The sequence below is a fragment of the Streptomyces sp. BYX5S genome (assembly GCF_054724165.1).
Window position 1 is genome coordinate 3100796 of sequence record NZ_CM138829.1, and the last position, 12647, is coordinate 3113442.

Sequence of the window (12647 nt, forward strand, 5' to 3'; positions counted from 1 at the left end):
AGATCACCGCCCGGTCAGCCTGCGACGGCCGACCGGGCGGGAGCATGCTGGGCCATCCGGCGTTCGCGCGGATCGCCGCGGCGCACGGGCTTCGCCGCGCGCGCCGGGTGGGCGCCGAGCGCCACCGCGGGGGCGGGCGCCGGCAGGGCGAACCAGACGACCTTGCCGTCGGTGCCGTCCGGCCGTACACCCCAGCTCTGACTCACCGCGGCGATCATCGCGAGGCCGCGGCCGCAGGTGGCGAGCGGGTCGGCGTCCCGCACCTGGGGCAGCCGTGGGTCGTGGTCGTGCACCGAGACGGTGAGCGTGCCACCGAGCAGCTCGATCTCGACGGTGCAGAGTTTGTCCGGCTCCGCGTGCCGGTGGACGTTGGTCAGGAGCTCCGTGACGCCGAGCGCCGCCATCTCGATCAACGGATCGAGATGCCAGTAGCGCAACTGCGCCGATACGATTCTGCGGACCTGACCGATCCGCGACGGCAGGGCCTGGAGCTCCACCGTGCAATGCCTGTTCGGCTGGCTGATCACGGCTACGACTCCCCGAAATTGAGTCCGGAAGAAGACGAAAACGGATCGAGCGGTGCGTCCACGCTGGCACAGGACCGCCCGCTCCGTGTCCGGCGGGCTGGTTCGCAGCGTTATCGCCGGTAAACCCTGAGTAGTGATGTGTGACCAGAGTGACTCAGGGGGCTGGGGCGTGCAACTTCGGCGACGGTCCGCTGCGCTGGGGCGTGCTATCCGGTGCGTGAGGCGGCGGTGCGCACGGCTTCGATGAACCGCCGTGCCGTGGGCGGTCCGGCCTCGGCGCCGGTCGCCCCGAGGCGGAGCAGATAGCGCCGGCCGTCGACCTCGGCGGTCGCCCGGTCCTCGGAGCCGAACCAGGGCCGACCCGCGCGGACTTCACCCAGGGGTGCGCTGTCGATCTCGCTCCCGTAGCTCGTGAGCAACTCCAGCCTGCCGCCCGTGATCCGGACCTGTCCCGCCCGGGTCAGTGAGCGCAGGCGCCGACCGATGCGCACGCCCGTCGCCGTGAACTCCGGCTCCGCCATGCCGTTTCGCCCCCCTCGAGTGCGTGTGTGCGGTGCAGTCTGCACGCGTCTGGCCTGGAGCACCAGTGTGCATGTGGACGGACTGTGAAGCGTTGGGTGCAACTTGTATGCGCGCCCCCATGAGCGTATGTTGCCCGGTTTCGCCGACGCGTCGGGCGGTTGTTCCAGCACCCTCCCAGGCGTGCCTTTGAGGCACCCAAAGATGCGTTTATGCAGGTGAGAAGCGTGCGAAAGGTGCTTATGATCGTGGTGTCCGGCCGCCGCCGGCGCCCCCGGACGGGCGCTCGGGAGCGAGGGCCGGGCACGACGTGAAGGAGCCAAGCGGTGAGCACCACGGAACAGGGCCGACCCACGGACGAGGGCGCGGCCTCCGGCCCCCTGCCGACGCTGGACGTCGACCACACGGACCCCGACTACCGTGCGTGGCTCAAAGAAGCGGTGCGCAAGGTACAGGCGGACAACAACCGCTCGGCCGACACGCATCTGCTGCGCTTCCCGCTCCCCGAGCACTGGGGCATCGACCTCTATCTGAAGGACGAGTCGACGCACCCCACGGGCAGCCTCAAGCACCGCTTGGCCCGCTCCCTCTTCCTGTACGGGCTGTGCAATGGCTGGATCCGGCCCGGCCGCCCCGTCATCGAGGCGTCGAGCGGCTCGACCGCCGTCTCGGAGGCCTACTTCGCGAAGCTGATCGGCGTCCCCTTCATCGCGGTGATGCCGCGTACGACCAGCGCCGAGAAGTGCCGACTGATCGAATTCCACGGCGGCCGGTGCCACTTCGTCGACGACTCCCGCACGATGTACGCGGAGTCCGCGGCCCTCGCGTCCCGCACCGGCGGCCACTACATGGACCAGTTCACGTACGCGGAGCGGGCCACGGACTGGCGCGGCAACAACAACATCGCCGAGTCGATCTACCGCCAACTCGCCCTGGAGCGCTACCCGGAGCCCGCCTGGATCGTCGCCACGGCCGGTACCGGAGGCACCTCGGCGACCCTGGCCCGCTACGTCCACTACATGCAGCACGACACCCGCATCTGCGTCGCGGACCCCGAGAACTCCTGCTTCTTCGAGGGCTGGACGACCGACAACCCCGACGCGACGAGCGACTGCGGCTCCCGCATCGAGGGCATCGGCCGCCCCCGCATGGAACCCAGCTTCGTCCCCGGCGCCATCGACCGCATGATGAAGGTCCCCGACGCGGCGAGCGTCGCGGCCGTCCGCGCCCTGGAGTCCGCCATCGGCCGCCGGGCGGGCGGTTCCACGGGCACGGGCCTGTGGAGCGCCCTCAAGATCGTCGCGGAAATGGTCGCGGAGGGCCGCACTGGCAGCGTCGTCACCCTCCTCTGCGACCCCGGCGACCGCTACCTCGACAAGTACTACTCCGACACCTGGCTCCACACCCAGAACCTCGACATCGCCCCCTACGCGGAAGCCATCACCCACCTCTTGCACACGGGCGAGTGGCCGCGTTCAAGCCCCTCCGACGGGCCCGATTCGAGCCCTTCCGGCGGGCCTGATTCGAGCCCCTCCGGCGATTGAGGAGCGGGGTCCGGGGCAGAGCCCCGAGACCGCAACCACGGCGCCGCGCAACAACACCCACCCTCACGCAGGCGCCGCCGACACCCTCCGATCAAGCGCCCGCACCGCATCCCGAAACGCCCGCCCCAACCCGGCCCGCCCCACCTTCAACCCGACCCGCACCCCCGCCCCCGCATCCACCGCGAACGTCCACCGCACCCGGGACCCCCCACCGGGCACCCCCTCGATCCGCCACTCCTCCAGCAACGCCCGTATCCCCGGCACATTCGTCTCGTCTACGCGATACGCGTACACATCCCCGGGCTCCGCGGCGACGATCGTCTCCAGGAACCGCGTCCCACCCTTGAGCCGCACCTCCCGCCGCGCGCCACCGTCCAGCGGCCGCGCCAGCGTCACCGCCGAGAACCACGTGGGCCACCCGACGACATCCTCCGCGAGCGCCCGGTACACGGCGTCCGGCGAGGCGGACACCTCACGCGCGAACACGAGGCGCAGCGGCGCACTCTCGACGAAGTCGAGCTCGACGGGGAGAAGACGGCGTGCCATGAAGGTTCAGCCCCCAAGGTGGAATCGGACGCGACGCCCGGGTCAAGTCAACGGGCATCGCGCGCAGGCGAATTGACGTCGACGTGCTCCAGCTGACTGCTCCGCGCCACCATAACTGGCACTCCGTCAGATGTCTGTACCGTCCTCCGGCTCCCCGGCCACCACGAGCCGCATGTGCTCGGCGACCTCCGCCCGCGCCTCGACCGGCAGCCCCCCGTCCGTCACCAACGTGTCCACCTGGTCGAGCGCCGCGAACGAACTCAGCCCCACCGTCCCCCACTTGGTGTGGTCGGCCACCACGACGACCCGCCGCGCGGACTGCACGAGCCGCCGATTGGTCTCCGCCTCCGCCAGGTTCGGCGTCGACAGACCGGCCTCCGGGCTTATGCCGTGCACACCGAGGAACAGCACGTCGAAGTGGAGCGCCGCGATCGCCTGGTCGGCGACCGGACCCACCAGCGAGTCCGACGGCGTGCGCACCCCACCGGTCAGCACCACCGTCGCCGCGCCCTGCCGGGACGCCGCACCGCGCTGCGCGGCGTGGAACACGTCCGCGACCCGCACCGAGTTCGTCACCACCGTGAGGTCCGGTACGTCGAGCAGCTGCTGGGCCAGCGCGAACGTCGTCGTACCACCGGACAGCGCGATCGCCGTACCGGGCGCGGCCAGCGGCGCCGCGGCGCGCGCGATGTCCTCCTTGGCGGTCAGCTCCAGACCCGACTTCGCCTCGAAACCGGGCTCGTGGGTGCTCGCCTCGACGACCGGGACCGCGCCGCCGTGCACCTTCTCCACGACACCCTGCCGGGCGAGCGCGTCGAGGTCCCGCCGGACCGTCATGTCGGAGACGCCGAGCTTCCTGGTCAGCTCGTTGACCCGGACGCCGCCGCGGCGGCGGACCTCGTCGATGATCAGGGCGCGGCGCTGCTCCGCGAGCAGGTTCTGGTTCTCGCTCACGTCCGTCGGATCCCTTCGGCTCGTCCCGCACTGCCACCACCGCCGTACCGGCCAGCGCTTTCGCGTCATCCTCGCACGCGCCACCGACACTCGGACCACCGCCCGCACAGCCGACCTGCGCCGCGACGGGGCGCCAAGGGGTGAATGGGGCAGTGCGCCTCGGGGAGATTCCGTGACGAGGGGTGCCCGAGGGGGTGTTGAGCCGAGATCCTTGTCGTGTTCAAGAACGGGGGACCCATGAGTACGACGCACGAACACGAAGAACGGGACGCCGCGTCGGCGGACCCGGCGACCACATCACGCACGGCGCCACCCGCACCGGCCTTCGCGGCCGCCGACGAGACCGCCCTGGAACTGCTCGTCCACGGAGTCGGCGGCACCACCCCGCAAGAGATGCTCGACGACCCGCGCACGGTACGGGTGTCCGGCGACGACACGGCGGCCGTCTTCCGGCGCGGCGAGGACGTCGACGCGGAGGACCGCCCCGACGACTACCGGGGCAAGCCCGTCCCCGAGGCGTACGTGTGGTGCAACCTCACCTCGGGCAACGGCTCACGGGCGCTGTGGCTGGTGCTGCTGCCCTTCATGGTGGTGAACCTGTCCCACTGGATGCGGCCCAACGCCCGGCGCAGATCCCGCACCGTACGGCTCTACGGCATGCTCGTCCGCCTCCTCTCGCTCACCCTCACGGTGCTGCTGGTCGGCGCCGCCTGCGAGGTCGCCCTCGACCTGACGGCCTGGCAGTGCGCGGGCACGGCGGGCTGCGTCGCGCGGCACTCCTGGCTGGGGTTCCTCGCCGACGGCTGGTGGGGCCAGCCCGGCCGCCGCCTCGCCCTCGCCTCGCTCGTCCCGACCGCGCTTGCGGTACTGCTCTGGTACCTCTCGCACCGCACCTGGAGCGCGTACGAGACCCAGCGCCCGCTGCCGCACATGCCCGAACCCAGCAACGGCGAGGCCGACAACGCGCTCGGCAGGCCCGGCTTCTGGTACGGCCGCCGCCTCGTCGCCCGCCTGCGCAGCGCGCACACGGCGGCAGCGCTGCTCACCGTGGCGGCCGCCGTCGGCACACCCGCGGCCCGCCACGACCGGGCGGCCGGCGGACCGGCCCTGCTCGACGTACTGGGCTGGGTGGTCGTCGGCGCGCTGCTCGCCGGCGTCCTCGCCGTGGTCCTCGTCGTCGTCCGCCGCGGCCGCAGCGAGAACCGGGTCGACGACACCCTGGACCGTACGGTGGTGCGCTTCCTGCCGTACGGCGCGCTCGCCCTGCTCGCCGCGAGCATGGTGTACGCGGCCTGGTCCCGCCCCGCATGGCAGTCCTCCGGGCGCCTGCCCGGGGACGCCACCTTCGGGGGCATCACCCTCGTCCAGGGAGCGCTGATCCTCGCCCTCGCCCTCGTCGCGCACGCCATCTACCGCACGGCCCCCGACCCGCGCACCGCCCTGCGCGGCCTCGGCGGACCCGCCACCGCGATGCTCGCCTGCGCCCTCGGCGGCGTGATGACCGGCGGCACCGCGCAGCGCGTGGCGGACTGGCTGGACGGCACCAGCGGCCTCATCAAGGGCCCGCCCGTGCTGCTGACCTGGCAGGCCTCGGCCATCCCGCCGCTGCTGATCGTGGTCGCCGTCCTGTGCGGCGCTCTCGCCCTGCGCACGTCCCGCATCAAGAAGCGCGAGACGGCCCAGGTCGCCGCGGACTACCACCTCGACGACAGGCCGGGCGACACCAGCGAGCCACCGGACGCCGGACGCACGGCGCGCATCGCGGGCACGCGCGCGCGTGCCGCCCTCACCGACAGGGCCCCGCTGATCATCGGGGTCGTCTCCTCGGTGACGCTGCTGCTCGGCGCCCTGGCCGTCGTCGGCGCCTGGACGACCGGGAAGGTGCCGGGGCGCGCGGCCGAGGGCTCCGACGCCGTCGTGCAGGGCGCGGCGGACGTCGCGCAGGCCCTCGGCTCCTGGCTGATCGGCTTCGGCTTCATACTGTTCGTCACCTGGGGACGCCGCGCCTACAAGGACCCGTCCGCGCGGCGCACCATCGGCATCCTGTGGGACGTGGGCACCTTCTGGCCGCGCGCCGCGCACCCCTTCGCGCCCCCCTGTTACGCCGAGCGCGCCGTCCCCGACCTGACGTGGCGCATGGCCACCTGGACGCAGGCCACCGGGGGCCGGCTCATCCTGTCCGGGCACTCCCAGGGCAGCGTCCTCGCGGCGGCCGCGGCCTGGCAACTGCACCCGTCCGTAAGGAAGCGCGTCGGACTGCTCACCTACGGATCCCCTCTGGAGCGGCTGTACGGGCGCTGGTTCCCGTCCCAGTTCGGACCCGCCGCGCTGGCCTCGCTGCACCGCCAGGTCGACTGCTGGCGCAATCTGCACCGCAGGACCGACCCCATCGGCGGGCCGATCGACCTGCCCGGCGACTGCGGCCCGGCGGTCGACCACGCGGCTCTCCTCGACCCCCTCGCCTACGGGCGCACGGGCCGGCACCCGCTGCCCGCACCGATCCTCGGGCACAGCGATTACCAGGCCGACCCGGTCTTCGCCGAGGAGCGCGCCCGGCTGCTCGCCCGCCTGAAGCCGGGCGTACCGCAGCAGCGGGCCGAGGGCGACCAGGAGCCGCGGCCAGGGTGCTCCGAAGGGGCCTCTCAGGGCAGTTCCGGCAGGTCCTCCGCGTAGAGCAGCGTGAGGGCGTCGGTGTCGAGGGCGTCGAGCTGGGCGACCCGGCCCGCGTGCCGCTCCACCATCGACTCGAACGTCTGCCGCGCGGTGCGGCCGTTGCCGAAGGCGGGGCCCTTGGGGAGCGCCGTGAAGTACTTGAGCAGTGCTTCCGGCGTTCCCTCGGCGAGCCGGTACTCGTGCTCCTCGGCCTGCTGCTCCACGATCCGCAGCAGTTCCTCCGGGACGTAGTCGGAGAACGTGATGGTCCGTGAGAAGCGGGAGGCCACACCGGGGTTGGTGGCGAGGAAGCGCTCCATCTCCGCCGTGTAGCCCGCCACGATCACGACGACGTCGTCGCGGTGGTCCTCCATGAGCTTCACGAGCGTGTCGATCGCCTCGCGGCCGAAGTCGCGCCCGGAGTCCTCGGGCGACAGGGCGTACGCCTCGTCGATGAACAGGACGCCGCCGTGGGCCCGTTGGAAGGCCTCCTGGGTGCGGATCGCGGTGGAGCCGATGTGCTCGCCGACCAGGTCCACGCGGGACACCTCCACGAGGTGTCCCTGCCCGAGCACGCCGAGCGACGCCAGGATCTCGCCGTACAGCCGCGCCACCGTCGTCTTGCCGGTACCGGGCGAGCCCGTGAAGACCAGGTGCCGCCGCACGGAGGCCGCCTTGAGGCCGGCCTCCTGGCGCCTGCGGCCCACCTCGATCATGTCGGTGAGGGCGCGCACCTCGCGCTTGACGCTCTCCAGGCCCACCAGAGCGTCGAGTTCGCCCAGGACGTCCTGGGACGCGCGGGACTCCCGCGCGGGCTCCTGAGGGGCCGCCACGGGCCGCTGATCGGGCACCGCGCTCAGCAGCCCGACGGTCTGCGTCGCGGTCTGCACGGTGGGCTGCGGGGCGCTCTGCGGTGCGGCCGCCCCGCCGCCGCCCACGCCGCCACTCTCGTCGCTCGTGCAGTCCTCGATCAGCGGGCCGTCCTCCGTGAACTCGTAGCCACCGCGCGAACACCGCTCCGTACGGCACTTCTTGAGGCTCGTACGGCACCCGTCGATGACGTGGAAACCGAAGCCTCCGCTGTCCGTGACCCGGCAGCCGTGGAAGCTGCCCCGGCCGCCCGCGGACACGTAGAAACCGGCTTCGGCGGGGGAGGTGACCGTGCAGCGCTCGATCGTCGGATCGGCGCCCTTCGTGACGATCACGCCGGTCTGGGTGGCGTCCACCGTGCAGTTGGCGAGCGTGCCCGCGCTGCCGTGGTCGCGGAACCAGGCGCCCGTCGCGGCCTCGCGGATGCGGCAGTCGTCGAGCTGCGCGGTCGCGCCGTCGCTCACCGACACCGCCGTGTTGCGCACCTGGGAGAGATCGCTGTCGACGACGTCGACGCGGGAGCCGCGGTCGAGCACGAACAGCGCGTCCGGCACGTCGTGCACCCGGCAGGAGTCGAGCACGGCGGTCGCGCCGTCGCTGACCCACACGGCCGGGTAGTCGCCCGTGCTGTCGTGGATCTCGGTCTGGTTGGCGTCCACGCGCGTGCCGGGGTCCCACACCGACAGCCCGTTGCGCCCGAACTGGCGCACCGTGGAACGCGTCAGCGTGAGGACCGACCGGGAGCGCAGGTCGATCGCGTTCTCCGGGACGTCGTGGACGCGGCAGTCCGCGAGCGTGAGCACCGCGTCCGTGTCGAGCGTGACGCCGTCGCCCGTCGTGCGATGCACGTCGCAGTCCGTCAGGTGCGCCGCGGCCCGCCCGCTGATCTGCACACCGGAGCCCTTGACCTCGTACACCTCGCAACCCACGGCCTCCAGGCCGGAGTTCTCCCCGGTCGCGGACAGGCCCGAGCCCGAGGTGTGGTGCACCCGGCAGCGCTCCAGGCGCGGATGCGCGCCGCCGCGCACGGCGACACCCGCCTGCCCGGCCGCGACGACCTCGCACTCCTCGAACACGCCGCCCCCGCCGTCGAGCACGGCGATGCCGATGCCTCCGGGGTTGTCGACGGTGCACTGGCGCACCGTGGGGCGCGCGCCGCCGCGCACCTCCACACCGGTCGCGGACCGCGTCACCACGCGCACGCCCACGATCTCCGGGGCGCCCTCCTCGATGAGCAGCGCGGGCGCCGCCGCGTCCTGCCCCTCGACCTGGAGGTCACGCACCGTCGCGGACGACCGCACGGTGACGGGAACACCCTCCGTCGGCGCGATGCGCACGGAACCGGGGGAACCCTCCGGACCCCGCAGCGTCACGGCCCGCCGCACCACGAGGTTCTCTCTGTACGTGCCCGGGGCCACGGTCAGTACATCGCCGTCGCCGGCGGCCTCCAGGGCGGCGGCCAGCGAGGCGTACTCACCCGTGCGGCGCCGCCACCGCGAAGTGCCGGCGTGCGTCACCTGGACCGAGCCCTGTGCCATGGCGCTGATCTGCCCCCACCTTGTTCCGCGCCGGAAGTTCGCGCCCTGCGCGGCGCCTTCCCGACTGCTTCCTGCGCTCTGCCTGCCAAAAGGTGGGTCCACCGTAGCGTGCGCGGAGCACGGCGGTTGACCAGAGCCGTGAGCCCGCGAACGCCGTCAGCTCCCGGTGCCGGTCCTGCCCCAGTCGGGCCCGGCGATGTCCCAGGCGCTGTCCCAACGCGCGTACCGGCGGCGCATCATGCGCCACAGGACCAGCCGCCGGGTGCCCTCCACCAGGCCGGTGACGGCCACGGCGGCGCCGAAACCGGCGAGCGCCGCGTGCGTGGCGGCCGTCGGCCGGTCGAGGGGGCGGCCGACGACGCGGCCCTGGTCGTCGGTCCACACCGGGAACTTGTCGCCGCGCTGCGGCGTCGTCAGCGGAGCGACGACGCGGTCCTTGTGCGGTGAGCCGTCCGGCCCCTTCCAGGACGCCACCACGCGCGTGTGCGCGTCCCGCGCCGTGGAGGTCTCCGGGTCGGAATCGAGCGGTGGCTGGGCCACCTTCGCCACCACGGTCGCCGTGACCTCGTGCCGGGCGCTGTGCTGCTGCTCCACCGATCGGTACAGAGCGTCACGCGACAGGGACCCCGCGATGATGCCGGACACCGGCGCCGCGACGACGATGAGGATCAGTGCGACCAGGGCGACCCAGGCCTCTGCCAGGTCGGTCCCGCGGCACACCGGATTGTGGCGCCAGCGCCAGAGCCCGATCAACGCTCGCACGGTCTGCACCCCCTTCCGGGTCTGTCTTAACCCCGAACGGCAGCGCCCGCATGCCGGAGGAGAGAAGAGAGAGCGACGTCACCTGACTTGCTCGCCCCTGCCCACCGGCGCTTCCGACACTGCCATTGTCTCTCAACGAGCATGTCGCGGCGCCGGGTTCCCCGACCGGGTAACGGTTATTCGAGGATCGTCAAGGGATCCGAGATGCGCAGGGTGCCGGTCGACTCCGGCACCAGGTTCGTCCCGAAGCACAGCTGGTCGTCGAAGCGCCGGTGCCGCGCCAGCGTGCGCAGGGGCTCCTTGCCACGCTCCGCGGTCTGCTGGTTCGTCGTCGTGACCACGCAGCGGCCGCACTTCTTGGTGATACGGAAAGCGACCTCGCCGATCGCGATGCGCGTCCAGTCGTCCTCCGCCCACGGGGCCGTGCCGGAGAGGACGACATTCGGCCGGAACCGGTCCATGGGGAGCGGACCCTCGTCGGCGTGGTCACCCTGGGCGATCAAGGAGTTGAGGGCGTCCAGGGAGGAGAGCGTCGTCAGGAGCAGCGGGTATCCGTCGGCGAAACTCACCGTCTCGCCCGGTCGCGCGTACCGCGGGTCGATGGGGCGTCTGGTCGCCGGGTCGTCGAGATGCAGCATGCGTATCGGGGTGTCGAGGTACGCGCTCCACCAGGCGTGCGCCGCGCTGTCGGCGGGAACCGCCTCGACCTTGTCGGACCAGATCTCGATCGTGGTCGTCTCCCCGGGCTCCGGGGTCTCGACGGTGAGCGGGTCCATGCCGGGCGCCGTCAGCCGGACGCCGCCGGGCAGTTCCTCGGCGGCGGCCAATGCCAGGCGGGGGTGCGGCCGTTGGGTGACGATCTTGTCGTCGGTGCCCACCAGCACCCAGCGCCGGTCCCCGGCCAGGCCCCAGGGCTCCACGACGGCCTCGCGCGGAGCGTGTCCCCGGACCGCCTTGAGCGGGTGGACATGGATCGAACTGAGTGCAGGCTGCGACATGCCCGCAATTCTGCCAGCAGCCACGGACATCGCCCGTGGCGCCGGGAGGGGCGCGGGAGGCGACCGGGGAGATCCGGCCGCTTCCCGTCAGTAACCGCGGTACTGCTGGCGGTTGTACGGATCCTCGTACGGCGCGGGGGCGGGCCGCGGCGTGGCCGGACGCATCGCCTCGTAGCCGGTGGCGGAGCCGGGCGCCGGGCGCTGCGGCTGCTGGGCCTGCGGGCTCGGATAGCCGCGCGGGGCGGCGGCCTGCTGCGGGATGTACGCGGTCTGCGCGGCCTGCATCGGGGCCTGCTGCTGGTGCGGGTACCCGTACTGCGGCGCGGGCGCGGAGGGCGCCGACGGCAGGGCGGGCAGCGCGGCCGGGAGCGCCGGGAGGTGGCTGCTGCTCTCGTACGCGGAGGGGACCCGGATCGGGGCGATCTGCGGAGTGCCCCGCTCTGCGACGAGAGAGTCATAGATCGGAGTGTCCGGGAAGGACGGCGCGGAGTAGTAACCGCCGCCATATGTGGAGCGGGGGGAGGTCATGACACATAAGTTAAGCCCACGATGTGGTCGTTGGGGTAGCCCGATAAGAGGGTTCTTTTGCGTGTCGTGTGTGACCGCGCGTCCTCAATGCGAGCGAACTTGGGAAAAACGGTCGTCGTTCCGGCACTTTTTCCGGTATGAGCCCAAGCCTCCCGGGGGTTACCGGCGGTTGGCCAGTGATCTCCGAACGCGGCTCTGGGAGGGGGAAGTCCTCGGGGAATACCTTGGCCGGTAAGCCGACGACCGGCGTTGGGGGCGGACATGACAATGCCTAAAGGATCGAATGTCGGCGTGCGGGCTTCGGCCGTACGCGTCGAATTGGGCCGGCGTTCAGCTCCCGGCGCGCCCGACGTCGATGCGTCCTCTTCGTCGACCTCGCGCGCTACGACAGCGTGGACGCGACCGTCGAGACCGCCTACGTCCTCGGTGAACTGTACCGCCGTCAAGGGGCCTGGAAGTTCCGCGCGGTGGGCCAGGGCTACGACAGCGGCCTCGCGCGCCTGGCGGGGGACTACGGCATCACGGTGGACGAACCGCCGCGCGCGATGCCTGCCGCCACGCCCGCGCCCGCCACGCCGCCGACCAGGGTGACGCTGACCAAGGCGGCCCCCGCGGTCTCCCTGGCGAAGCAGGGCGGCACCTCCGGCGCGCTGCGGGTGAACCTCACCTGGCAGGTGCGCAATCAGCTCGGAGCCCGCGGCGGCGGACGCGGCCGGAACCTTGACCTCGACCTGTGCGCCCTGTACGAACTGGCCGACGGCGCCAAGGGAGTTGTCCAGGCACTCGGCAACGCCTTCGGGGCGCTGCACCGACCCCCGTACATCCAGCTCGACGCGGACGACCGCAGCGGCGGCCTCGCGACCGGCGAGAACCTGACGATCAACCTCGACCACACGGACGCGTTCCGCCGCGTCCTCGTCTTCGTGACCATCTACGAGAGCGCGCGCAGCTTCGCGGGCCTGCACGCGACGGTCACACTGCGGCCGGCACACGGCGCGCCCATCGACTTCTCGCTCGACGCGTGCACGGTGCCCTCCCCGGTGTGCGCGCTCGCGCTGCTGACCAACAACGGCGGCGACCTCATGGTTCAGCGCGAGGCCCGCTACCTCGTTCCCGACCGCGGCGTCAGCCCGCAGCGCACCGTGGACCGCGCCTACGGGTGGGGCATGAACTGGACGCAGGGCCGCAAGTAGCCCGCCGGGACCCGGG

At 72.3% G+C, this 12647-nt stretch carries 10 protein-coding genes and 1 pseudogene; 3 read left to right on the plus strand and 8 right to left on the minus strand.

Annotation, left to right across the window (positions count from 1 at the left end; translation table 11 throughout):
- Positions 1 to 14: 14 nt before the first annotated feature.
- Both ACYBSK_RS14110 and ACYBSK_RS14115 read right to left on the minus strand, forming a co-directional pair.
- A complete protein-coding gene (locus ACYBSK_RS14110) occupies positions 15 to 527 on the minus strand; it encodes an ATP-binding protein (RefSeq protein ID WP_457477404.1) in 513 nt (170 codons plus the stop codon).
- Between the two features lie 206 nt (positions 528 to 733).
- Complete coding sequence (locus ACYBSK_RS14115) at positions 734 to 1048, minus strand: hypothetical protein (RefSeq protein WP_457477405.1); 315 nt, start codon at positions 1046 to 1048, stop codon at positions 734 to 736.
- A 324-nt stretch (positions 1049 to 1372) separates the two neighbouring features.
- Here ACYBSK_RS14115 and ACYBSK_RS14120 point away from each other — a divergent pair, with 324 nt between their 5' ends.
- Entirely contained in the window at positions 1373 to 2590 is a 1218-nt protein-coding gene (locus tag ACYBSK_RS14120; RefSeq protein WP_460246293.1) for a PLP-dependent cysteine synthase family protein, read from the plus strand.
- Positions 2591 to 2653: 63 nt separating this feature from the next.
- Here the strand turns inward: ACYBSK_RS14120 and ACYBSK_RS14125 are convergent, their stop codons facing one another.
- Both ACYBSK_RS14125 and ACYBSK_RS14130 read right to left on the minus strand, forming a co-directional pair.
- Positions 2654 to 3136, minus strand: a complete 483-nt coding sequence (locus tag ACYBSK_RS14125; protein ID WP_460246294.1) for an SRPBCC family protein — start codon at positions 3134 to 3136, stop codon at positions 2654 to 2656.
- A gap of 126 nt (positions 3137 to 3262) precedes the next feature.
- Positions 3263 to 4090: a DeoR/GlpR family DNA-binding transcription regulator gene (locus ACYBSK_RS14130; RefSeq protein WP_457477408.1), complete on the minus strand. Its 828-nt coding sequence runs from the start codon at positions 4088 to 4090 to the stop codon at positions 3263 to 3265.
- A 237-nt stretch (positions 4091 to 4327) separates the two neighbouring features.
- Between ACYBSK_RS14130 and ACYBSK_RS14135 the strand changes: the two genes are divergently transcribed.
- On the plus strand, positions 4328 to 6763 hold the full coding sequence (locus tag ACYBSK_RS14135; RefSeq protein WP_460246295.1) for a hypothetical protein: 2436 nt from the start codon (positions 4328 to 4330) through the stop codon (positions 6761 to 6763).
- On the opposite strand, the gene ACYBSK_RS14140 is transcribed toward ACYBSK_RS14135, so the two are convergent.
- The 4 genes from ACYBSK_RS14140 to ACYBSK_RS14155 form a co-directional block, all read right to left on the minus strand.
- Positions 6733 to 9150, minus strand: coding sequence for a right-handed parallel beta-helix repeat-containing protein (locus ACYBSK_RS14140; protein ID WP_460246296.1), 2418 nt, complete (start codon positions 9148 to 9150; stop codon positions 6733 to 6735). The two genes, ACYBSK_RS14135 and ACYBSK_RS14140, sit on opposite strands and share 31 nt — an antisense overlap.
- A 156-nt stretch (positions 9151 to 9306) precedes the next feature.
- A complete protein-coding gene (locus tag ACYBSK_RS14145) occupies positions 9307 to 9912 on the minus strand; it encodes an Rv1733c family protein (RefSeq protein WP_460246297.1) in 606 nt (201 codons plus the stop codon).
- A gap of 176 nt (positions 9913 to 10088) precedes the next feature.
- The gene (locus tag ACYBSK_RS14150; RefSeq protein ID WP_460246298.1) at positions 10089 to 10910 is read right to left on the minus strand and encodes an MOSC domain-containing protein; all 822 of its coding nucleotides are present in this window, start codon (positions 10908 to 10910) and stop codon (positions 10089 to 10091) included.
- Positions 10911 to 10997: 87 nt separating this feature from the next.
- Positions 10998 to 11438 (minus strand): DUF6643 family protein, encoded by a 441-nt coding sequence (locus tag ACYBSK_RS14155; protein WP_460246299.1) that lies wholly within the window; start codon positions 11436 to 11438, stop codon positions 10998 to 11000.
- 371 nt (positions 11439 to 11809) lie between these two features.
- Between ACYBSK_RS14155 and ACYBSK_RS14160 the strand changes: the two are divergent.
- Positions 11810 to 12631 (plus strand): annotated as a pseudogene (locus ACYBSK_RS14160) (TerD family protein); the annotation flags it as partial.
- Between the last annotated feature and the right edge of the window lie 16 nt (positions 12632 to 12647).